The 22,655-nt window shown below is 40.9% G+C and carries 22 protein-coding genes and 1 other annotated feature; of the genes, 3 read left to right on the forward strand and 19 right to left on the reverse strand.

What is annotated here, in order from left to right:
• Positions 1–17: 17 nt before the first annotated feature.
• The 5 genes from DWX65_RS01485 to DWX65_RS01505 form a co-directional block, all read right to left on the reverse strand.
• Entirely contained in the window at positions 18–902 is an 885-nt protein-coding gene (locus tag DWX65_RS01485) for a carbohydrate ABC transporter permease (RefSeq protein ID WP_117840993.1), read from the reverse strand.
• Positions 902–1,744, reverse strand: a complete 843-nt coding sequence (locus DWX65_RS01490) for a carbohydrate ABC transporter permease (RefSeq protein WP_117697151.1) — start codon at positions 1,742–1,744, stop codon at positions 902–904. Before DWX65_RS01490 ends, DWX65_RS01485 begins: the two co-directional genes overlap by 1 nt.
• Positions 1,745–1,829: 85 nt before the next feature.
• Positions 1,830–3,224, reverse strand: coding sequence for an ABC transporter substrate-binding protein (locus DWX65_RS01495; protein ID WP_117840992.1), 1,395 nt, complete (start codon positions 3,222–3,224; stop codon positions 1,830–1,832).
• 230 nt (positions 3,225–3,454) lie between these two features.
• The gene (locus DWX65_RS01500) at positions 3,455–3,865 is read right to left on the reverse strand and encodes a C-GCAxxG-C-C family protein (RefSeq protein ID WP_117946894.1); all 411 of its coding nucleotides are present in this window, start codon (positions 3,863–3,865) and stop codon (positions 3,455–3,457) included.
• A gap of 90 nt (positions 3,866–3,955) precedes the next feature.
• Complete coding sequence (locus DWX65_RS01505) at positions 3,956–4,693, reverse strand: class II aldolase/adducin family protein (protein WP_117697145.1); 738 nt, start codon at positions 4,691–4,693, stop codon at positions 3,956–3,958.
• Positions 4,694–4,921: 228 nt separating this feature from the next.
• On the opposite strand from DWX65_RS01505, the gene DWX65_RS01510 reads away from it, so the two are divergent.
• Positions 4,922–6,196 (forward strand): chloride channel protein, encoded by a 1,275-nt coding sequence (locus DWX65_RS01510; protein WP_117697143.1) that lies wholly within the window; start codon positions 4,922–4,924, stop codon positions 6,194–6,196.
• A gap of 172 nt (positions 6,197–6,368) precedes the next feature.
• Here DWX65_RS01510 and DWX65_RS01515 read toward each other — a convergent pair whose 3' ends face one another.
• The 8 genes from DWX65_RS01515 to DWX65_RS01550 all read right to left on the reverse strand — a co-directional run bounded on the left by DWX65_RS01515 (position 6,369) and on the right by DWX65_RS01550 (position 16,118).
• On the reverse strand, positions 6,369–8,072 hold the full coding sequence (locus DWX65_RS01515) for a proline--tRNA ligase (protein WP_117697141.1): 1,704 nt from the start codon (positions 8,070–8,072) through the stop codon (positions 6,369–6,371).
• 72 nt (positions 8,073–8,144) lie between these two features.
• Positions 8,145–8,372: a binding site (T-box leader), on the reverse strand.
• 38 nt (positions 8,373–8,410) lie between these two features.
• Positions 8,411–9,049, reverse strand: a complete 639-nt coding sequence (locus DWX65_RS01520) for a DUF4340 domain-containing protein (RefSeq protein WP_118172630.1) — start codon at positions 9,047–9,049, stop codon at positions 8,411–8,413.
• Positions 9,049–11,154: a Gldg family protein gene (locus DWX65_RS01525; RefSeq protein WP_118172631.1), complete on the reverse strand. Its 2,106-nt coding sequence runs from the start codon at positions 11,152–11,154 to the stop codon at positions 9,049–9,051. Before DWX65_RS01525 ends, DWX65_RS01520 begins: the two co-directional genes overlap by 1 nt.
• Positions 11,154–12,095, reverse strand: a complete 942-nt coding sequence (locus DWX65_RS01530) for an ABC transporter ATP-binding protein (protein WP_118172632.1) — start codon at positions 12,093–12,095, stop codon at positions 11,154–11,156. The genes DWX65_RS01525 and DWX65_RS01530 overlap by 1 nt, the downstream gene beginning before the upstream one ends.
• Before the next feature lie 113 nt (positions 12,096–12,208).
• Positions 12,209–12,856 (reverse strand): HAD family hydrolase, encoded by a 648-nt coding sequence (locus DWX65_RS01535; protein WP_118172633.1) that lies wholly within the window; start codon positions 12,854–12,856, stop codon positions 12,209–12,211.
• Positions 12,857–12,866: 10 nt separating this feature from the next.
• Entirely contained in the window at positions 12,867–14,636 is a 1,770-nt protein-coding gene (gene argS / locus DWX65_RS01540) for an arginine--tRNA ligase (protein ID WP_118172634.1), read from the reverse strand.
• A 67-nt stretch (positions 14,637–14,703) separates the two neighbouring features.
• The gene (gene dapF / locus DWX65_RS01545) at positions 14,704–15,552 is read right to left on the reverse strand and encodes a diaminopimelate epimerase (RefSeq protein WP_022242604.1); all 849 of its coding nucleotides are present in this window, start codon (positions 15,550–15,552) and stop codon (positions 14,704–14,706) included.
• A gap of 65 nt (positions 15,553–15,617) precedes the next feature.
• Positions 15,618–16,118: a hypothetical protein gene (locus DWX65_RS01550; RefSeq protein ID WP_118172635.1), complete on the reverse strand. Its 501-nt coding sequence runs from the start codon at positions 16,116–16,118 to the stop codon at positions 15,618–15,620.
• A gap of 123 nt (positions 16,119–16,241) precedes the next feature.
• Between DWX65_RS01550 and sigG the strand changes: the two genes are divergently transcribed.
• Positions 16,242–17,027 (forward strand): RNA polymerase sporulation sigma factor SigG, encoded by a 786-nt coding sequence (sigG, locus tag DWX65_RS01555; RefSeq protein WP_118087404.1) that lies wholly within the window; start codon positions 16,242–16,244, stop codon positions 17,025–17,027.
• On the opposite strand, the gene DWX65_RS01560 is transcribed toward sigG, so the two are convergent.
• A complete protein-coding gene (locus tag DWX65_RS01560; protein WP_117697125.1) occupies positions 17,006–17,545 on the reverse strand; it encodes a biotin transporter BioY in 540 nt (179 codons plus the stop codon). The two genes, sigG and DWX65_RS01560, sit on opposite strands and share 22 nt — an antisense overlap.
• Before the next feature lie 210 nt (positions 17,546–17,755).
• Here DWX65_RS01560 and DWX65_RS14805 point away from each other — a divergent pair, with 210 nt between their 5' ends.
• Positions 17,756–17,950 carry a hypothetical protein gene (locus tag DWX65_RS14805; protein WP_147337963.1) on the forward strand — a complete coding sequence of 65 codons (195 nt, stop codon included), beginning with the start codon at positions 17,756–17,758 and terminating at the stop codon, positions 17,948–17,950.
• Positions 17,951–18,208: 258 nt separating this feature from the next.
• Here the strand turns inward: DWX65_RS14805 and trpD are convergent, their stop codons facing one another.
• Genes trpD through trpC form a run of 5 tightly spaced genes read right to left on the reverse strand, consistent with a single transcriptional unit; the run spans position 18,209 to position 22,654 of the window.
• A complete protein-coding gene (gene trpD, locus DWX65_RS01565) occupies positions 18,209–19,222 on the reverse strand; it encodes an anthranilate phosphoribosyltransferase (RefSeq protein ID WP_118172636.1) in 1,014 nt (337 codons plus the stop codon).
• A gap of 14 nt (positions 19,223–19,236) precedes the next feature.
• On the reverse strand, positions 19,237–20,028 hold the full coding sequence (gene trpA / locus DWX65_RS01570; protein ID WP_118172637.1) for a tryptophan synthase subunit alpha: 792 nt from the start codon (positions 20,026–20,028) through the stop codon (positions 19,237–19,239).
• A 10-nt stretch (positions 20,029–20,038) separates the two neighbouring features.
• Complete coding sequence (gene trpB, locus DWX65_RS01575; protein WP_022242610.1) at positions 20,039–21,226, reverse strand: tryptophan synthase subunit beta; 1,188 nt, start codon at positions 21,224–21,226, stop codon at positions 20,039–20,041.
• Positions 21,219–21,830 carry a phosphoribosylanthranilate isomerase gene (locus tag DWX65_RS01580; RefSeq protein ID WP_118172638.1) on the reverse strand — a complete coding sequence of 204 codons (612 nt, stop codon included), beginning with the start codon at positions 21,828–21,830 and terminating at the stop codon, positions 21,219–21,221. Before DWX65_RS01580 ends, trpB begins: the two co-directional genes overlap by 8 nt.
• Before the next feature lie 11 nt (positions 21,831–21,841).
• Complete coding sequence (gene trpC / locus DWX65_RS01585) at positions 21,842–22,654, reverse strand: indole-3-glycerol phosphate synthase TrpC (RefSeq protein ID WP_118172639.1); 813 nt, start codon at positions 22,652–22,654, stop codon at positions 21,842–21,844.
• Position 22,655 lies beyond the last annotated feature (1 nt).

Here is a 22,655-nt window from a genome sequence, read left to right on the forward strand (position 1 = left end):
ACTTATTATATAAATGCTTAACCTTTTACAGCTCCTGCAACAACGCCTTCGATAATATATTTCTGGCAGATTCCATAGAAAATGATAATTGGAAGAATTGCCAGTACCAGCATAGCCATCATTGCACCCCAGTCGATAGAGCCATATCCACCTTTCAAATACTGAATTGCAATCGGAATCGTTTTCCATTTTCTGATATCGAGTACCAGATATGGAAGAAGGTAGTCATTCCAAATCCACATTACCTGAAGAATTGCAACTGTAATTGCCGTAGGCTTTAAAATCGGGAATACAACCTGGAAATATGTCTGAATCGGGCTGCATCCATCAATCATTGCTGCTTCTTCGATTTCAAGCGGGATACTCTTTACAAAGCCGGTAAACATGAATACCGCAAGTCCTGCTCCAAATCCAAGATATACTAAAATGATTCCAACCGGATTTCCAAGATGTAACATATTGGACAGCTTGGATAATGTAAACATTACCATCTGGAAAGGTACAATCATGGAAAACAGGCAAAGGCAATATAAACCTTTTGAAAACTTATCATTCACGCGGATGATATACCATGCACACATAGATGTGCAGAGAATAATTACTGCAACAGAACATACTGTGATAAATAATGATGTTCCAAACGCATTAAAGAAGTTAATCTTGCGGATACCTTCTGCATAGTTGGTTAATCCAACAAATGCCTTCTGTACTCCGGCAACAAATCTGTCCCATCCGTCAGTCATTTTAAACGGTCCTAACTGGAACGGGAATCGGTTAATATATGCCTTTAATTTAAAGGAGTTCATAAATACGATTACAATTGGAAGTACCCACAGTACACTTAAAATAGTAAATATAATGGTAAAAATCCAGCCATGTTTTGCTTTTCTTACATTACTCATTACTGCTGCACCTCCTTACGTCTGGTCAGATAGTTCTGTCCAAGTGCAATTATTGCTACCAGAATAAAGAATACAACTGCTTTTGCCTGACCAACGCCTTCCCATCCGTTTCTACCATAGAAAGTATCATAGATGTTCAATGCTAAAAGCTGTGATCTCTTTGCAGGTTCACCTGCTGTCAATGCTAAGTTCTGGTCGAATAATTTAAATCCGTTGGTCAGTGTTAAAAATGTACATACGGTAATAGATGGCATTACCATCGGTAAGGTTACATTTTTAAGTACCTGCCAGGAAGTTGCCCCGTCGATTTCTGCAGCTTCAATCAAATCTCCAGGAATATTCTGGATACCTGCGATATAGATAATCATCATATAACCTATCTGCTGCCAGCACATCAGGATAATCATACCCCAGAAACCATATTTTTCATTATATACCAATGTTCTGCTGTAATTTGCGAGAATACCATTGAAAATCAACTGCCAGATATATCCTAATACAATACCACCAATCAGGTTCGGCATGAAGAAAATGGTACGGAACGCATTTGTTCCTCTAATACCCTTTGTTAAAAGCATCGCAATTACGAATGCAAAAAAGTTAATGGCAAGCACAGAAACAATTGTAAAGAGTGCTGTATACCATAATGAGTGAACAAATGTCTCATCTCCAAAGATTTTGGTATAGTTAGATAGTCCTACAAACTTTGCATCCGTAACAGTTGTGAATTTACAAAAAGAAAGATAGATACCCATAGCAAAAGGAATTATAAAACCAATTGTAAATGCAACTAACGTTGGAAGTGCAAAAAGAGGAAAATATTTTTTAATTGATTTGTTCATAATATTTTTCCTTTCCCTTTATAAAGGGCAGGCGATATCCGCCCGCCCTTTTTTCACATATTGTTTTAATTATATGCGATAAGTCTTACTCGTTTGCTGCTGCGTACTCAGAAGCCCAGCCATCAACGAATGCAGTTACAACATCATCCCAGGAACCTGTTCCAGCAGCATAAGCTGTTAATGCAGAACCTACGCCATCTTTCCAAGCCTCAGAAGGCATTGTTGTAAAGCACCAAGCTACAGAAGTCTTACCATCTGCAATGTACTGGTTAGCTGCATCCATGAATGCATTGCTTGCCTGATATCCATCATCAAATGAATCAAATGGTGTTGTGAAGCCCATCTGGTTAGCAACAACGTCACGTCCTGTGTCACTTGTAATAACCCAGTTCAAGAAATCTTCTGTTGCTTTGATGTTTTCTTCAGAAGCATTAGCATTAATACACCAGTAGTTCTCAGATCCTGTACAAAGTCCCTGATTCTCTTCTCCATCAACTCCGATGTAGATAGGCATCATTCCAAGGTCATCATCTGTTAATACACCAGCATTGATAATATCATTGTATGCCCATGTACCATTCTGATAGAATACAGCTTCGCCTAAGCCAAATTCAGCTGTTGCATCATCACCAGTCTTGCTTGCTAACATAGAGCCTTCGCAAGTAGAATCTGTTGTGTATAAATCCCAGATCTGTTTGTAGTTATCAAGGTAAGTTCCTTTGATAGCATCTGTAGATCCGATTCCATCTGCTTTGTATTCATAGTAGATTGGAAGGTTTGCTAAATGGGTTTTGAATCTCCAGTCAGAAGATGAATCCATACCAGCTGAAGTAAATGCACCCTTAAGGTCATATTCAGGACCAGCTGCTTCACTTACTTCTGCAAGTCTTGACTGAATATCATCTGCTACTTCTTTTAATTTTGCAAAGCTGTTGATTTCATCGATAGAAGTAACTTTAGCTCCGTCCATTCCGCAATATGCGTTTAATACGGTTTTGTTGTAAATAAGACCATAAGTCTCAAGTACATATGCGATACCTTTTACTTCGTCTCCATCTTTCAGTACAAAGTCATCACTCTTAACATGTGAATAAACATCTGTTCCTGATAAGTCTGCGCAGTAATCTTTCCATGTTGCAAGACCAACCGGTCCGTTTACCTGGAAAAGTGTAGGTGCATCAGATTTAGCCATCTCAGACTTTAAAGTCTCTTCATATGTACCAGATGCTGCTGTAACAACTTCAACTGGGACACCAGTCTCATCTGTGTAAGCTTTTGCAAGATCCTGCCACTGCTGATCCTGTTCTGGTTTGAAGTTCAAGTAGTAAACAGAACCACTTGCTGCTTCTTTGCTGTCATCTGTCTTCTCTGTTCCTGCTGCATTATTGTCAGCTGCTTTCTTGTCGTCGCTTCCACATCCAGCAACCATAGCTGCTGTCATAGATACAACTAACATAAGAGATACTAATTTTCTTTTCATAGTACATCCTCCTAAAATATAATATGCTGTCCTTCCTGAAAACCTCTTCCCCAATCTGTATACCGACTTGTCTGGAACCTAGTTGGTTACGTTCTCGGTAACGTTTTCAGTGGATGTATATAATATAACCCCATTACTCAAAAATAGCAATGGGGTTTTCAACATTTTGTACACTTATATAATTTTGGCATTCCATTTTTGTGCACTTTTACCATTAAATTGTGTTTTTTCTATGAAAACAAGCGCTCTGCAATACGGACTGCATCTTCAATACAGCCATCGCAGCTCCGCAAAACCTTTCCGGTTTCAATTCCTTTCAATTCTTTACAGATATGAGAGCCGTTTTTTTCATCAAATGCTGCTGTCAGTCCCTTTACTGTCTGATATGTTCTGCCTTTGGTCATGCCCTTTTCAATTGCTCCCGAGCTTCCCAGTGCTCCTGCAATCATATACATGCCGGTTACTGCTCCACAGGTTCCCTGCATATCTGCCATTCCTGCGCCGAATCCTTCGGACAGACGGAATAAAGTTTCCTCGTCAATTCCAAGCTTATCACTGTAACTGCATAATACTGCCTGCGCACAGTTATAACCACTGTGATGTTTTTCTTCTGCTAATTTTACTCTTTCTTCTATTGTCATCTTCTAATCTCCTTTTTCTGTTTCCTGCTATTCTCTGTAATAACTTTTTCTTGCTTATAAAATGCTGCCTTCTGCCAAACGTTTTCTTTTCTATCCATCTGGTAAAAGATTTTTCCTGCGGATACACTCACGGCAGCTTTCAAATAATAATTTCTTACTGCCACAGACTGTTTCCGGATTCTTCATTCCTGCCTTTTCCCGCATCAGACATAATTTGTGTACCGTATCTGCATCCAGCTCCCGGTCCATTTCCATCATTTTACTCTGGTAAAGAAGTCTTGCATATAATTCTACCGACTCCATCCGGTAATAAGCTTCCGTCAGGTCCTTTCCATAAGTCAGTGCCCCATGATGTGCTAAGAGCAACGCATCAAAATAGTCAAGATATGGTGCAATGGCATCCGGTATTTCCTGCGTAGACGGCAGCCCATATTCTGCTACCGGCACACAGCCAAGACTTACAATGGATTCTGATATGATTGCACGATTTAATGCCTGACCGCCAATCGCAAAGGTTGTGGCATATGGCGGATGCGCATGTACAACTGCTCTTACATCCGGACGTTTTTCATATACTTTCAAATGCATCTTCATTTCAGAAGACGGGCGGAACCCATCCTGACAGGATAAGACTTCTCCCTGCAGATTTATCTTACATAAACATTCTTCCGTCATATATCCTTTAGATATTCCGGTTGGCGTACACAAAATTTCATTCTCTGATATACGCACAGAAAGATTACCATCATTGGCAGCCACCATTCCACTCTGATAAATTCTTTTTCCAATCTCTATCATCTGCCGGCGTATCCTGATTTCTGATTCCATCTTTCTTCCTCCATTGCCTGTAATTTCCAGATTTTATAGAAAGCCTTCACTTATTATAGTCACCCCGGTTATTTTTTGCAAATAAAATTCTCTTCATTTATCTCTTCATTCATCTTGTAAATTTATTTCCAGAATGCTACTATTTCTTATAGAATATATATTTTTCAAAAAATACAAACAATTTCTGCTTATAATATTTACTTTATATAAAAAAGGAGTTACTACATCATGAACGAACCAGTTACCAAAGAACTTGTGATACATAAAATCAAACATAATCTGCGTCGTCTGCGTACCGCCATAAAATGGATTATTTTTTCTATTCTGTCCGGTCTTCTCATCGGTATGGTGGGAATTGCCTTTTACTTTGGCATGACATGGGTCACCGATACAAGAACTGCTTATCCATGGCTCATCTTCTTTCTTCCGCTGGGTGGAATCGTGATTGTACTGCTCTATCATCTTCTCCATGATGAAAAGGATACTGGAACAAACCTGGTGCTTTCCGCCATCCATTCTGGGGATGAAATTCCACTGCGTATGGCTCCGCTTATTTTTATCTCCACCTTAATCACACACCTTTTTGGTGGTTCTGCCGGCCGGGAAGGTGCAGCACTTCAGCTTGGCGGAAGCATCGGAAATTCTCTCGGAAGACTTTTCCGTTTTGATGAAAAAGATAAACATATTATGATTATGTGCGGCATGAGTGCTGCTTTTTCCGCCTTATTCGGAACACCGATGGCTGCCGCTATTTTTCCGCTGGAAGTAGTCAGTGTCGGCATCATGCACTATTCTGCATTAGTGCCATGCGTTATCTCTGCTTTAGTAGCACATGGTCTGGCATTACACTTTCAGATTGCGCCGCCGTCCTTTGCTATTTCAGACATTCCGGAATTCGGAATTTCTTCTGCAGTTACCGTAACGATTCTTGCCGTTTTATGTGCATTGGTCAGTATCCTGTTCTGTATTTCCTTACATTACAGTGAAACCATTTACCGTAAATTTATCAAAAATCCTTACCTTCGTGCTGCGGCAGGCGGCTGCATCATTATTCTCCTCACCCTTCTGGCAGGTAATCAGGATTACAACGGAACCGGCGTTAATATTATTTCCAAATGCTTTGACGGCACAGTGGCACCGGAAGCTTTTCTTTTAAAAATTATTTTTACTGCCCTGACTCTTGGTGCCGGCTTCAAAGGTGGCGAAATTGTTCCTACTTTCTTTATCGGTGCAAGCTTCGGCTGTCTCTTTGGAACGTTGACCGGTTTCTCCCCAACCTTATGTGCCGCCATCGGTATGGCCGCCATTTTCTGTGGTGTCACCAACAGCCCGATTACTTCTTTGCTGATCAGCTTTGAAATGTTCGGCTTTGCTGCAATGCCGTTCCTGCTTCTTGCGATTGCATTCAGTTATATGCTCTCCGGCTATTACGGACTGTACCGCAGCCAGAAGATTATGTATTCAAAATTTAAGACAAGCTATATTAATAAACAGACGCACTAACTACGAGAAACACGCTTTGCGAGTTTCTCGAGTTATCGCGATGCTCGCCAAATCTGCATGCAGGCATGCGATTTTTCTCGCTACTCGCACAAAAAGAACTTCTGCTGATTGTTTTCCAACCGGCAGGAGTTCTTCTCATATTCATTCACAATATGCTATTTTTAATCTCTTCTTATAAGTACTTCTGAATCTCTTCAAATACGTTTTCTACCGGAACCTGTTCCTTTAAGGTCTTATCACGGGATGTCACTTCAACAATTCCCTGTTTCATATTTCTTGGGCTTACGATAACACGAAGTGGAATTCCAAGAAGGTCTGCATCGGCAAACATAACGCCGGCACTTACGGTACGGTCATCATAGATAACTTCAATACCGGCATTCTGCATTTTCTCATATAAATCATCAGCAAAAGCCTTTACTTCTTCATTATCCGGTCTTACTGCGCAAAGGTGGACCTGCCATGGAGCAATTTCCTTTGGCCAGATTGGACCATACTCATCATGATGGGCTTCACATACAGCAGCAGCAAGTCTTCCGACACCGATTCCATAGCAGCCCATGATTGGAGTCTGTCTCTCACCATCTTTATCTACATAAGTCATCTTCATGGACTTGGTATATTTGGTTCCGAGCTGGAAGATATTTCCCACTTCAATACCTTTAGAAATACGGACGGTCTTCTTACCACATTTCGGGCAGATTCCACCTTCGTATACCTTAGCAAAATCATGATATTCTGCGTCTTTTACATCACGCTCCATATCAAGTCCTTTGAAGTGGTATTCCTCTTCATTTGCTCCGCAGGATAAGTTATTTCTTCCTTCCAGAGACTTATCATATAAAACCACATGAGGTGCATTGATATGTAAGCCAACCGGTCCGATATAGCCTGCATTTAATCCGCACTCTTCTGTAATAACAGCAGCATGAATCTGATCACCAAGATAATTAACAAGCTTGGTCTCATTGATTTCCAGATCGCCACGGATAAATACAACCACATAGCTGTCATCTGAATTTTTCTGATAAACAACTGCTTTACAGGAGTTGTTTGTCTTATCGCCAAAGAATTCACAGATATCTTCAATTGTATGGATATTTGGTGTATGAACCTTTTCCAGTTCTGCTGATTCTGCGGCTCTTGGAATATCAGAAATATTTTCTGCAGCTTCCATATTTGCTTTGTATCCACAATCATCACAAAGTACAATGGAATCTTCTCCAATCGGAGTAAGAAGCATGAACTCATGGGAAAGGCTTCCGCCCATCATACCGGAATCAGATGCAACGGATACCACTTCCGGAATACCGGCTCTTTCAAAAATACGCTCATATGCCTTGTGTACTCTCTGATAATACTGCTCCAAATCTTCCTGGCTGGTATGGAAGGAATATGCATCCTTCATGGTAAACTCTCTTACACGGATTAATCCGGCACGAGGTCTTGCTTCATCACGGAATTTGGTCTGAATCTGATAAATCATAAAAGGATATTTGGTATAGCTCTGTGCATACTCACGAACCAGCTGTACGGCTGCTTCTTCGTGGGTCATGCCAAGTACCATCCTGGCACCGTTTCTGTCTGTAAAACGAAGCAGCTCGTCTCCGATGCTTTCATATCTTCCGGATTCTTCCCAGATAGATGCAGGCATAACAACCGGGAACTGTACTTCCTGTCCGTCTACCTTGTCCATCTCTTCACGAAGAATCTGCTCAATCTTACGTGTAATTCTCTTTAATGGCAGGAATGAAGAATAGATACCATTTGCCACATATTTGATGTATCCACCTTTTACCATAAGTGCATGACTGTCAATCACACAATCTGCCGGTCTCTCTTTAAACCGGTCACCAACTAATTTTTCCAGTTTCATTTTCTTATCTCCTTTTTCTATTCTTGCAACTCATCTGCTTAAAGCAATATAAAAGCCCTAAGCTATGATTTAGCTTAGGGCGAATGTTTCATCCGTGGTACCACCTAAATTCAGGACTGTTCCTGCACTCCGGCACATCTTCTTATGCCTTCTCTCTGTAACGGGAGAACCCGACATACCTTCACTTCTGCTTGGATATGCAGCTCCAAGACTGGTTCATCATCTTCCGTCAAAAACTCTCACCTGCCGTTTTCTCTCTGAAGGCTTCCAATGATTACTATTTCTCTTCCACACTTTCTCATATATTTTACCAACGGATATTTTACTTGTCAATCCTTTTATTCTGCAATTTCGGTTGTGCTTTCCGTATCCCCGTCTTGTAGAGTATCAGCTTCTTCTGTCTCTTCCGGCTGTTCAGTCGCCGATTTCTCAGTACTCTCCGTTACTGTAAGATCCGCAATGCCTTTCTGATAAGTGGTATATACTGCACTTCCTGCCAGATAAATACTGTCAGACTGATTCGTCTTTACATAATACTGGCTCAGCATGTCATTTTTATTTCCGATCAGAAGTGTTGTTGTTCCATCCCCTGTCGTCAGTGTAATGGTATTTGACGGCGTTTCAAGTCCATACTCTGATAAGTCCTCATAATCCTTGATTTCCTGCTCTGCCGTAAGTTGTGCTGTGGTGGCAATCAATGTTTCCATAGTATCCTGGTCTAAAGAAATGCTTTTATCTGCCTCATAATACCATGTATCATCTTCTTTTACAAAAGACAGTGTCTCATTATTATATTGATAAGAAAATGCATTTACATCTTCTGTGTTAACATCTGTCACCGTTACTTTTGAAGCTTCTTCCTCTTCCTGTTTTTTCTGTTCCTGGCTCTTATTCCACTTCGTCAGGCCAACCCATGCCACAATGCAGATAAGAAGCAGGATGCATAAAGCAATCAACTGTTTTTTCTGTTTCTTCATTACTTCTTTCTCCTTCTCATCCAGATTACGATACCGATTGCAAGAAGCAATAACGGAATTACTGCAATGCCGATTACAGCTGATGCAATGACAACCGAAGCCGGTACGGTCAGGGTACTGCTGTCATATTCTTTGACCGGAATCACAACTGCTGAACCGCTGTCTTCCGGAATATAGTTTGCAATGGATTTTGAAAATACGGATAAATTATTTCCGGATACCATACTGTCTGCATCATCCGTAAACATACTCATGGAAGAATATACAAGAATATCTGCGCTTGTATCATCCATGGTTTTTTCCGCCTTTAATCCTACCGTAAACAGTCCTGCAATATCATCCTCCGTCTGCTCTAAGGAGCTTGTAGTATCTGTCTTACTGTACGCTGCATCCGAAGTGGTAAGTAAAGGTGTATAGGTTACATTTTCGGTATCGGTATTATAGGTAAGACCTACTGCATACGGTGTAAATACATAGCCATCCACACCGGAGGTCAGTGCACTGCTTTCTACATTTGGCAAAAGATAATATGGTGCCTGATAATAAGAGCCGGTATTGCTCTCCATCACCATTCCGTCTACTGCAGTAATGCCAAACTCATTTAAAACCGAATAGAAATTACTCATATCAGCATCTGTATAAGATAGCGTTACCAAAAGTTTTCCACCTTTATTGATATAATCAATTACTTTTGACGCATCATCGGATGAAAAATCAGAGGTCGGTCCATTGATAATAAGTGCCTGTGCATCTTCCGGAATGCTGTCTGCCTGCATCAGGTTGAGGCTGTTTAAAGTGACATTTGCTTTCTCAATAGCATCTTTAAAATCACCACTCAATGCTGTCTCACCATGTCCCTGTAGTTCGTACATAACCGGCATTTCATCCGATATGACATAGGAAATGGCACTGGTAAGCTGTCCCTCTCCATCATAACCTGTAGTCTGGCTGCTATAAGTACTGTAATCTATACTGGTCTCATAAATATTGCTGTAATTAATTACTTTGGAACGTTTGCTGCTTTCTACAATCAGACTCTTTCTGGTGATAGAGGTATCATCCGTATAATCCCGGTAAAAATTCGGATAAACGGATGGGTCTTTATATTCTACTGAAATATGGGAAGATTCGCCTTCATAACGCTTTAATGTCGTTGCAAGGGTATCATCCATATTTCCTTCCGCTTCCAGAACATAAATTGTGACATCCTCATCCAGATTATGAAGAATCTCTTTTGTATCATCAGAAATGGAATACATCTTCTGGGCTGTCAAATCAATAGACGTAATGGAAGATGGCAATGCATTTGCTACAAGGTTTACTGCAACTGTAACAACGATTCCGATTACAACCATGGCTGAACTGAATACGCCAAGCTTTAATTTCTTACTGCTCATGCTCCAGCGGCGCTTCTGTATGGACTGTACTGTCAGGAACAAAAACAGGATAATCATGGATATGTAATATACGATGCCTGCAACATCAAGAATTCCCTGCATCAGCATATCCATGTGTTTTGTCAAATCATAACAGCCTAAAATCTTTGTAATCATATTTCCATTCTGTGAAATCAGATTGGTAATTCCGGTCATCAGATATCCCACAAAGAGAAATACAAAGGTTAATACTGCAGAAATTACAATACTTTCTGTCAGTGAAGATACAAAGGCTCCAATGGCAATACAGGTCATACCATATAACCAGAAACCCAGTACTCCCACATAGCTCTTTGCAAAAGCAACGTTTCCATATGCTGACATAATTAACGGTGCCAGACACATAACCGCTGCACTGATGGTAAATACGGTTCCGGTGGCGAGATATTTTGCCAGAACCACTTTTTCTACTGATACCGGCGAAGTTAAAATCAGCTGGTCTGTCTTATTCTTCCGCTCCTCTGCCAGGGTACGCATCGTAAGAATCGGCACAGTAACCAAAAACAGAAACGTTACTGCTGATAAAGTACTGCTGATATCGGTCGAACCATAATACATATTGTATACATAAAAATAAAGGCCAAACAGTGCCAGTGTTGCTGCAATAAAAAGCCATCCGGTCACTGTCTGAAAATAAGATTTTAATTCTCTTTTCCATATTGCACGCATTATTCTTCCTCCTTTGATGTAAGTTCAAGAAAGATATCTTCCAGTGATTTACCACCATTTATCATTTCCAAAATCGGCATATCACTTTCTGCGCAAATATGAAAAATTTCTTCTCTGACATCTTTATTTTTTTCTGCCGTTACAGTCACCTCAGTAACTCCATCCTCCGGCAGTTCTTTCGTCTCTACTGCAGTAATATGTTCTGCATCTGCAAAAACTTCTTTTACTTTTTCTTCTTCAGCTTTTAATTTAAGCTCGATTACCTGTCCACCGGACATCCGCTCTACCAGTTCTTCTGTTTCTTCCGATGCAACTAATTTTCCATGGGAAATAATAAATATGTAATCACATACTGCCCGGACTTCCGAAAGGATATGGGAACTTAAAATTACAGTATGCTTCTTGCCAAGACTCTGAATCAGATCACGGATTTCAATAATCTGTTTTGGGTCTAAGCCTACTGTAGGCTCATCTAAGATAATAACTTCTGGATAACCTAAAATTGCCTGTGCCAGTCCGACTCTCTGCCGGTATCCTTTGGACAGATTTTTAATCAGTCTGCCTTTCATATCAGTAATCTTTGTGGTTGCCATGGCATCTTCTACATATGGTTTCCGGTTCTCCTTTGAAATCTTCTTAAGTTCTGCTGCAAACAAAAGATATTCTTCTACCGTCATATCCATGTATAAAGGTGGCAGCTCTGGCAAATAGCCAATACATTTCTTTGCTTCCTCCGGCTGTGCCAAAATATCAAATCCATTGATTTTAATGGTTCCCTCTGTTACCCCCAGATATCCGGTAATCATGTTCATTGTAGTTGATTTGCCTGCGCCATTCGGTCCTAAGAAACCATAAATTCTTCCCGGCTCAATAGTAAGATTCAAATCATCTACCGCTACATGCGTCCCGTATTTTTTCGTCAAATGACTAATCTCTATCACGTCTCTTCCTCCTTATAACATCTTACCTCAGAAAGTCTATGAGAAAGTTGTGTTAAAAAGACGATGATTTTGTGATAAAAATGCGGTCAAACTGTGTTTTTTGTGTGACGGAATTAATCTAATAATTCTTCAAAGCTTAGGATATAGCGGTCGGACAGCTGCATGATTTCATTTTTCTCATAGGAGGAATGGATATCTTCCACACCTACCACATAGAAATCATCCATCTTTGCACCTTCCACACCTTTTAAAATATCTTCATATACCACACACTGCTTTGGTTTCAAAGAAAGCTTTTCTGCTGCAAGCTGGTACACATCCGGGAATCCTTTTCCCCGCTTCACTTCCTGCGTCACTGTAAATGCATCAAAATATTCCATGATGCCGCAATTGGTAAGACAGGGACGAAACAGCCTCTCATCGGAAGAAGTTGCTGCTGCAATCTTAATTCCTTCTGCCTTTAATTGCTTCAGATAATCTATAACACCGGCTTTCAACTTTACTTCATTGGTATAAGCTTCAATCGCCATATCAAACCATTCTTTGATAATCTCTTCTTCGGACTCCGGCAGATTGAAACGCTCTTTGGTATATTCTGCTGCCGCGTCAAAGTTCTTTGAAGTAATTGCTACCAGATAATCATCCGGCACTATAAATCCTCTTTTTCCAAGAAAATCCTCATCAATTTTCCGCCATACTCCCATGGAGTCTAAAAGAGTGCCATCTAAATCAAAGATGGCACCCATTCTATTGTCAATCATATATTTTCCTTTACATTCTGTCTGGTGCAGAGAAACCTAATACATCGATACAAACCTCTAATGTCCGCCTGGTCAGTGTTAATAAACGAACATAGGAAGCCTGCACTGCCTCGTCTTCTTCTGCCATAATCTTTGTCTCATGATAAAAATGATTCAATGCATTTGCCAAGTCATAGATATAAGAACATACCTTATGTGGTGCTGTCTCTTCGTAGGCATTTTCCATCATGGCATTGAAACGGGTCAGCTCTAACATCAATGCCTTCTCACTTTCGGAATGTGCCGGAAGAATTGCTGCTGTTCCTGCTTCTTTTCCTGCTTCTTTATATTTGTTCAGAATGGATTTAATCCGGACAATGGTATAAAGAATATATGGACCTGTATTTCCTTCAAATGAAGTAAAACGGTCGATATCAAAAATATAATCCTTGGAAGCCTGATTGGAAAGGTCTCCGTATTTTACTGCAGAAAGTGCAACTACTTTTGCGGTTGCCTTTGCTTCCGCTTCTTCTACCGTACGGTTCTCTGCAATCTTGCGGTACATCTCATCATTGATACTGGAAAGCAGTGTCTCTAACCGCATGACACCACCCTCTCTGGTCTTAAATGGTTTTCCGTCTTTTCCATTCATGGTACCAAAGCCTAAGAACTGAAGCTCTGTATCATCATCCACAAGATGTGTCTTTCTGGCACAACGGAACACCTGTGTAAAATACAGTTCCTGACGTTTATCCACTACATAGATAATTTTATCCGGATGATAGTCTTTCATACGCCATACAATCGTCGCAAGGTCTGTTGTGTTATAAAGAGAAGCCCCATCGGATTTTAAAATCATACATGGAGGAATTTCTTTCGTATCAGTCTCTTCTTTGACATCTACTACCAGTGCACCATCACTGATATATGCATAACCGTCATCCTTCATCTTCTGTACCATGTCCGGGATATATGGCTGTGCGTCAGACTCACCCTTCCATAATTCAAAAGATACATTTAAATTAGCATAATTCTTCTTTAAATCCGTTACAGATACATTTAAAATATGGGAAAGTAATGCCTGATAGCCTCTTCTTCCATGCTGCAGTTCATAAGTTGCCTGCATGGCAGCTTCTTTATAAGCTGCATCCTCTTTGGATTTTCCGCTGGCTGTCGGATAAATTTCTTCCAGCTCGGAAATGGTAAATGGAGGCTCAACCGGATATTCTCCCTTATAATTTTCATCAAAATAGCAAAGTTCCGGTTTACGGAGCTTTAACTCAGTAATAATCAGTCCCATCTGAAGACCCCAGTCTCCCAGATGCACATCACCAATCATATTGTGTCCCATGAATTTACCAATACGTTTGATGCTTTCACCGATAATAGCGGAACGTAAATGTCCTACATGAAGTGGTTTTGCAACGTTTGGTCCACCATAGTCAATCATGATGGTCTTTGGATTTTCCACCTTATCACAGCCTAAACGCTCTGTATCCTCCTGCATCTTACTGATATAGGAAGCCACAAATTCATTATTCAGCTTTAAGTTAAGGAAGCCAGGTTTTACAGCTTCTACGGATTCAAACATTGCGTTATCCTTAAGCTGTGCTACTACTTCCTCCGCAATCATAATCGGTGCTTTCTTATATTCTTTTGCAGCAGCCATAGCGCCGTTGCACTGATATTCACATAAGTCCGGTCTGTTTGAAACAGTTACTTTTGCATATTTTGCATCAAGTCCGTCTGCTTCAAATGCTTTCACCATCTCATCTGTTATTAAATCCAGTATCTTTCTCATTCTTTCTCATGTTCCTTTCTGAGCATTCTATTTTTCCATTTTATACTCAAAGGCAAGCAGTTGTCAACTACGCCAGAAAGTGTTCTGCCATCAGAATTGTTCCGATTTTCTGCACCTCTCCGGTAAGGAACACGCTGCCATCCTCTCCGATTTCTATCAGTAACTGCCCACCCGGCATCGTGACTTCAATTCTGTCATCCACCAGTCCCAGCTTATGGGATGCTGCCGCTGCTGCACAGGCTCCGGTTCCGGAAGCTAAGGTATATCCGGCTCCCCGCTCATAGATTTCCACCCGGATATGACCTCTGTCCATTACTTTACAAAGCTGCATATTAATCCGGTTTGGAAAATAAGATGCATTTTCCACATAAGGTCCTAATTCCATTGCCTTTTCTTTACTGATTTCATCTAAATGAATCACGCAGTTCGGATTTCCCATGGAAACACAGGTTGCCCGGTAAGGATGGCCATGAAAAACCAGAGGCCTGTTTATAATTTCCGGAGGCGTACCTACATAAGCAAGTACCCCTCCGGTAAATTGTGGTATTCCCATATTTACTTTCATAAGACTTCCGTCTTCATTTAAAAAATCAATCCTTACTTCGCCTGCCTTGGTATAAAGGCTAAACGGTCTGTGTCTGATATATCCGGCATCTAATAAATATTTTGCAAAGATCCGAACACCATTTCCGCTGCGCTCTGCTTCACTTCCATCCGGGTTAAATATCTTTACATAAAGCTTCTCATCCTGCCATATCGGTCCATATAAAATGCCATCAGCTCCTGCACCAATATTTCTTCTGCACAGCTTTACAATATGACGTTCCAATAAATGTATCTTATTCTTATTCGGGTCGAGTACAAGATAATCATTTCCTAATCCATGATACTTCTGTAACAGCAAGGCATCATCCATACTTATTCTCCAGTTTTACTTCTTATTACAATATATGAATGAAATATTGTCCCTTAGAACCCGACTTATTCCTGTTCTGTTTCAGCGGTCGCTTCTATGACCTCAGGCACTTGTTCTCCGCTGTCCGTCTGTTTCTCCACCACCTGCGGTGTTTCCACCTCCTGTGACACTTCCGCTACCTGCGGTGTTTCTTTTCGTTCAGGACTCTTTTCTCCTAAAATAGCAGATAACTTATCATCTGAAATCATTTCAGCTGCTTCTTTTTTCTGTAAACGTGCTCTTTCTTCCTCAATCTGCCGCCTTACTGCCGCATCAATCTCACGCTGCTTTTTTTCTTCTTCCTCTGCAGCCACTCTTGCAAGACGATCAAGAATCTCCTGTGCCCGCTGTTCATCCTGCTGTTTCCTGCGTGCTGCTAAAATCTCTTCTTCTGACATGTAATGAACATTCCAGCGTTTCACAATACTATGAGCAATTCGATCTCTTTCATTTCTCTTATCTATTGCATCCTGCATATTATTCCACTTCCATTTTTTCTCTTTATGTATATCATAGCTTTCACCCATTCGTTTTTCAAGATGAAAAATTATTAAATTTTTATTGTTTCCGGCATATTTTTATGTAAATAAGGACATCCTTTCTGTATCAGCCAATGGCTGCAAAAACATTTTAACCCGGAGGTACGCATCATGTCCGTCTACAAAGTTGAAATCTGCGGCGTAAATACCGCAAAGCTTCCAATCCTAAAGGAGGAAGAAAAGGCTGCTCTATTTGCCAGAATCAAACAGGGGGATATGACTGCAAGAGAAACATATATCAAAGGAAATCTTCGTCTGGTCTTAAGTGTGATTAAACGTTTTTCCGGAAATCAGGAAAATATAGATGACCTCTTTCAGATTGGATGCATCGGACTGATTAAATCCATTGACAATTTTGATGATACACTTGGAGTAAAATTTTCCACCTATGCCGTCCCTATGATTATTGGCGAAATCCGCCGTTATCTGCGGGATAATAACAGCATCCGTGTCAGCCGTTCCCTGCGGGATACTGCCTATAAAGCCATTCATGCCAAAGAAATCCTGATGAAAAATTCCATGCAGGAGCCTACTTTACAGGAAATTGCAGAAGAAGCCGGGCTTACCAAAGAAGAAATTGTCTATGCCCTAGATGCCATTCAAAGTCCGGTCAGTCTTTATGACCCCGTCTATACGGATGGTGGTGATACACTCTATGTGATGGATCAGATTAGTGATAAAAAGAATAAAGAAGATAACTGGGTGGAAGGGCTTGCCCTCTCCGATGCAATGAACCGGCTCAACGACAGAGAAAATCATATCGTTAAGCTACGGTTCTTTGAAGGCAAAACCCAGATGGAGATTGCTGATGAGATTCATATTTCCCAGGCTCAGGTCAGCCGTCTGGAAAAAACTGCTCTAAAAACTATGAAAAATTATCTTGCCCTGCATACCTGAGCTCTGATTTTTGGTGCAATTAAAATTGCCAGTGCCATTTTTACCAGGTCACCAGGAATAAAAGGAATTACACCAGCCCATAATGCTGCCATCATGTCCATCTTTGCTTCATAAGCAAGCCATGCTGTTCCTAACGCATAGCAGACAATCGTTCCAACAATCATTGCCAGCAGACATAAGAGCCATTTCTCAGTATATTTATCAATTACAATACCGGCAATGATTGCCATTGGGATAAATCCGATTAAATATCCACCGGTTGGGCCAAAAAGTTTCGCCGGTCCTGCGGAAAATCCTGAAAATACCGGTACACCAACCAGTCCAATCAGAAGGTAAATGACGTAGCTTAAAGTTCCAAGCTTCCATCCCAGCAGGTACAGTGAGAAATAGATAACCAGATTGGTAAGTGAAATCGGCACCGGACCAATTGGCAGTGAAAATGGTGCCAGAATACAGGTAAGTGCTGTCATGATAGCAACCAGTGCCATCTGCTGTGTTGTTATTTTTCTTTTTTCCATAATAATGCTCCTATCATTGTGTTTTTTTCAGGCGATTATGAAAGGAAATACCCTATCATTCACTAAAATTTCAGCTATTCAAAAGACTATCTTTTAAGCCACCAGATGCTGCAATTCTAAACAGCATGTTTTCCTTTTTGCTATGAAAACAGTCTTTCCAATGTTTGACAAGATAGCGGCGCTGTCCGTTGAAGGTACGGATGCATTAGAATGACTGTTAGGGGCACTTGGAATTTCGTCTGTCACCCGGCAACGCTGGCACAGGGATGTGCCAGCGAGGCGCATCTGAACATGGATGTGAATATGCGCCGGTTGCCAGACGAATCCATATATGTTCCGAAATTCTTAGTGCCCCTTGCAGACGTTCGGCTGCATCCGTATTCAACGGACAGTGCCGCTATCTAAGTCAAAGCAACGGAAAGACAGTCTGCATTCAAGGAAAACATGCCGCTAAGAATTGCTGACATCTGGTGCCGGATAAAATATAGTCCTTTGAATATCTGAATATTTTATTGGTAATATTGGTATTTCTTTTCACAATCGCCTAAAAATACCCTATAGATTTTATCCATAGGGTATTATAGGGTATTCTGGTTTATATTGTCAACCTGTATTTTGTAAAAGGTTAACATTTCATTTTACGGTGCAGATTTATTTCTGTTTTTACGCTTCGTTTGATACCTTCACCAGCTCTGATAACTTCTCTGCTGCTTTTCCACTGTCGATTGCTTCTTTTGCAAGGGTGATTCCATCTTCAATGGTGGATGCTGCTCCACCAACATACAGGGTTGCACCGGCATTCAGTAATACGATGTCGCGTTTTGCACCTTTTTCTTCTCCGGAGAGAATTTTCTTTGTGATAACGGCGTTTTCTGTTCCATCGCCACCACGCAGTTCTTCTAAGGAAGCACGTTTTAAACCAAACTGCTCCGGTGTTATGGTAAATGTATTTACTTTTCCATCCTTGATTTCAGATATTACGGTCTCAGTTGTTGTTGTGATTTCATCCATATTGTCTTTGCCGCTTACTACAAAGGCACGTTCAACGCCAAGTCTGCTCATGGCAAGGGCAATTTTTTCTGTCAGGGCTGCATCATAAACACCTACCACCATATTTTTTGCTCTGGAAGGATTGGCAAGAGGTCCTAAAATATTGAACACAGTACGCACACCCATTTCCTTTCTTGCCTGACCTACATATTTCATGGACTTGTTAAAGAGCTGTGCAAACATAAACCCGATTCCGGCTTTTTCCACGCAGGCTTCTACTTTTGCCGGCTCTGCCATAATATTTACGCCCAGTGCCTCTAATACATCGCCGGCTCCGCTCTTTGAAGAAATAGAACGATTGCCATGCTTTGCCACCGGGAGTCCGGCTGCTGCAACGACAAATGCAGAAGTGGTAGACACATTAAAAGTATAAGTACAGTCTCCACCGGTGCCTACCAGATCCACATAATCAGAAATCTTCGGTGAAATAGTATCTGCCTTATCCCGGAGTACTCCTGCAAACCCGGTTAATTCATCTAAGGTCTCACCTTTCATACGAAGTCCCATTAAAAACGCACCAATCTGTGCCTGGGATGCTTCCCCGCTTAATAAGATTTCCATTGCTGCTTTTGCCTGTTCTTCTGTTAAATCTTTTCCTTCTGCAACCAGTTCAATATATTCTTTCATCGCAAATTTCTCCTTTACTGATTCAGTTCTTTTTTAAATGCAGCACAATAAGTTTCGATTGCCTGTAAATCATAATTATTTTCTTCCATCAGCCTGATGAAATGTGAGCCTACAATTGCTCCGTCGATAATATTTTTCATCGGTGCAACATCCTCTGCAGTGCGGATACCAAATCCCATCATGACAGGAATTTTTGATACCGCTTTCACACTGCCAAGATAATCTATTACACTCTTATGGAAGGTTGCTTCCTGTCCGGTTACACCCATAGAAGATACGCAGTAAACAAATCCTCTTGCATCCTTTAAAATCCCAGGGATTCTGTCCTTAGAAACCGGAGATACCAGCTGGATAAGAATCGGTGCATTTTCCTTATGTAAAAATTCCTTTATCTCATCCTGTTCCTCTAATGGCAGATCCGGAATGATCAGTCCGTCTACTCCACTTTCAATGCAGGCATCCACAAAGGTTTCCACACCATAGTGAAGTATGGTATTGTAATACATCATAAATACGATTGGAATCTCAATTTTTGCACTGCGAAGCTTTTTCATGGCTTCTAATACTTTCTTTAAATTCACACCTTTTAAGATGGCATGATAGGAAGCATCCTGAATAACCGGACCGTCTGCTACCGGGTCTGAAAATGGAATTCCAAGCTCGATGATGTCTGTCCCCGCCTGCTCCTGTGTGCGGATAATCTCCTGCATTTTATCAAAGTCCGGCATTCCTGCTGTCATATATGTAATAAATGCTTTTTTGTTCTGTTCTTTTAACTGTGCTAATTTTTCTTCGATTCTGTTCATGCTGCACCTCCTAGTTTAAATAACCCTTTCCTGCAAGATAATCTGCAATTGTATTTACATCCTTGTCGCCTCTTCCGGAAAGGCAAACCACCATAATATCATCCGGCTTCATTTTCTTCGCCTGCTTCTTTGCATATGCCACTGCATGGGCACTTTCGATTGCCGGTATGATACCCTCTAATTTACAAAGCTCCATTAATGCATCCATGGCTTCATCATCCTTGATTGCAACATATTCTGCTCTGCCGCTGTCCTTAAGATAGGCATGCTCCGGTCCAACCCCCGGATAATCCAGTCCTGCGGAAATGGAATGGGCAAGCTGCACATTTCCATCCTCATCCTGTAATAAATAGGAACGCATACCATGTAATACGCCAGGCTCGCCCAATGCCATGGCACTGGCATGCTCCCCTGTCTCAATTCCCTTTCCGGCAGCTTCTACACCAATCAGTTTTACATCCTTTTCTTCAATAAAATCTGCAAACATTCCGATAGAATTAGAACCTCCGCCAACACATGCCATAACCACATCAGGCAGTCTTCCTTCCTGCTCTAAAATCTGTTTCTTTGCTTCTTTGCTGATGACGCTCTGGAAATATTTTACCATCTTCGGATAAGGATACGGTCCAACAGCGGAACCGATTACATAAAAGGTATCCTCTGCGGTTTTTGCCCAGGTACGAATTGCCTCATTAGTAGCATCCTTTAAGGTATTACTTCCGGATGTAACCGGCACTACTTTAGCTCCCAGCATTTCCATACGCATTACATTCAGTGACTGACGTTTCATATCCTCCGCTCCCATATATACGGTACATTCCATATTAAAAAGAGCTGCTCCAGTTGCAGTTGCCACACCATGCTGACCGGCTCCGGTTTCTGCGATTACCTTGGTTTTTCCCATTCTCTTTGCCAGAAGAATCTGACCGATTACGTTGTTAATCTTATGGGCTCCGGTATGGTTTAAATCCTCTCTTTTTAAATAAATCTTTGTTCCATATGCCTCACTCAGACGGCTGGCAAAATAAAGTGGTGTCTCTCTTCCTACATATTGTTTCAGATAATAGTCCACTTCCTTTAAAAATTCTTCATCCTTTGTATACTTTTCAAAAGCATCATCCAACTCTTTTAAAGTATTCATCAATGATTCTGCTACATACTGTCCACCAAATGCTCCATAATAACTCTTCTTATTCATGTTCTCTCACCTTTCTTACAAATGCTTCTACTTTTTTATAATCTTTTCCATGTTCTCCTTCTACCGAAGAACTGACATCTACTACATCAGGTTCAAATAACCGGATACCTTCTTCTACATTTTCACTGCTTAAGCCGCCGGCTAAAATAAATGGTATCCTTCTTTCCTGCCATTCCCTTCTTTTTTTCATCGGAAAATCCTGCCAGGAAAAAGTCTTTCCACTGCCATATTCCGGTGCGTCTAATAAAATGCCGGAAATACCATCCGGAACATTTATTTCTTCCGCTTCTTCCCTGTTTCGCACCTGATATGCTACCCAGACCGGAATTTTAAGATTTTCATGGAATTCCTGCATCTTATGAATCTGCAGAATATCAAAACCTGCTTCTATGATTTCATCTATCAAATCCAGTGCCGGATTTACAGTAACTGCCACAGTTTTAATAGAAGGCTTCAAATGTTTCTTAATTTCTTTTGCCTGCTCTATCGAAATGTTTCGTTTGCTTTTTTCAAAGAATACAAAGCCTGCATAATCTACCTGCATCCGGTTCAGCACTTCTGTCTCAGATTCTCTTGTGATGCCACAAATCTTAATCTTTGTCATGCCATTTCTCCTTACTTTGCGGCTTCCTTATAAACCTGTTTCCAGTGGGCTGCCAGCGCCTTGGGATTTTCATGTTCCATAAATGCTCTTCCGATTAAGAATCCGCTGACACCGCAATCTGCAAGATATGCCACATCATCATCTCTTACAATTCCGCTTTCTGCGATTAAGAGTTTATCCTTTGGCACCATCTTAGAAAGTGTTTTGGTTCGTTCCAGCGAAATGGTAAAATCTTTAAGATTACGGTTGTTGATTCCAATGATGTCTGCATCCAGCTTCAATGCCCGTTCCATTTCCCATTCATCATGGGTTTCCACCAGTACATCTAACTTTAATTCCTTTGCAAGCTGATAAAAGTCATACATTTCCTTGTCATCTAAGATTGCTGCTATCAGTAATACCGCATCTGCATTAATGGCTTTTGCTTCATAAAACTGATATTCTTCAATCATGAAATCCTTCCGTAACATTGGAAGCGGAGTCAGATTTCTTACTTTCCGGAAATAATCAGTATTTCCAAGGAAATGCTTCTCTTCTGTCAGGCAGGATACCGCATCCACAGAAGCGGTATAATCTTCCATCCGCTCTTCCAATGTAATCCTGCTTTCTATCTTTCCAAGGCTTGGGGATGCATTTTTAAATTCTCCAATAATGGAAAGTCCATCTTTGGCAAGATTCTGATAAAAGCTTCTTACATTTTCTTTCTTTGCTGCTTCTTCCCTTAACTTCTCTTCTGCCAAAGTCCGCATCACGGTCAGATCTGTTTTCTGCTTATCACGAAATAGCTGCTCTCTTTTATCTGCAACAATTTCATCTAATATCATG

The sequence above is a fragment of the Roseburia sp. AF20-18LB genome (genome assembly GCF_003461185.1).
Lineage (GTDB): Bacteria > Bacillota > Clostridia > Lachnospirales > Lachnospiraceae > Roseburia_C > Roseburia_C amylophila.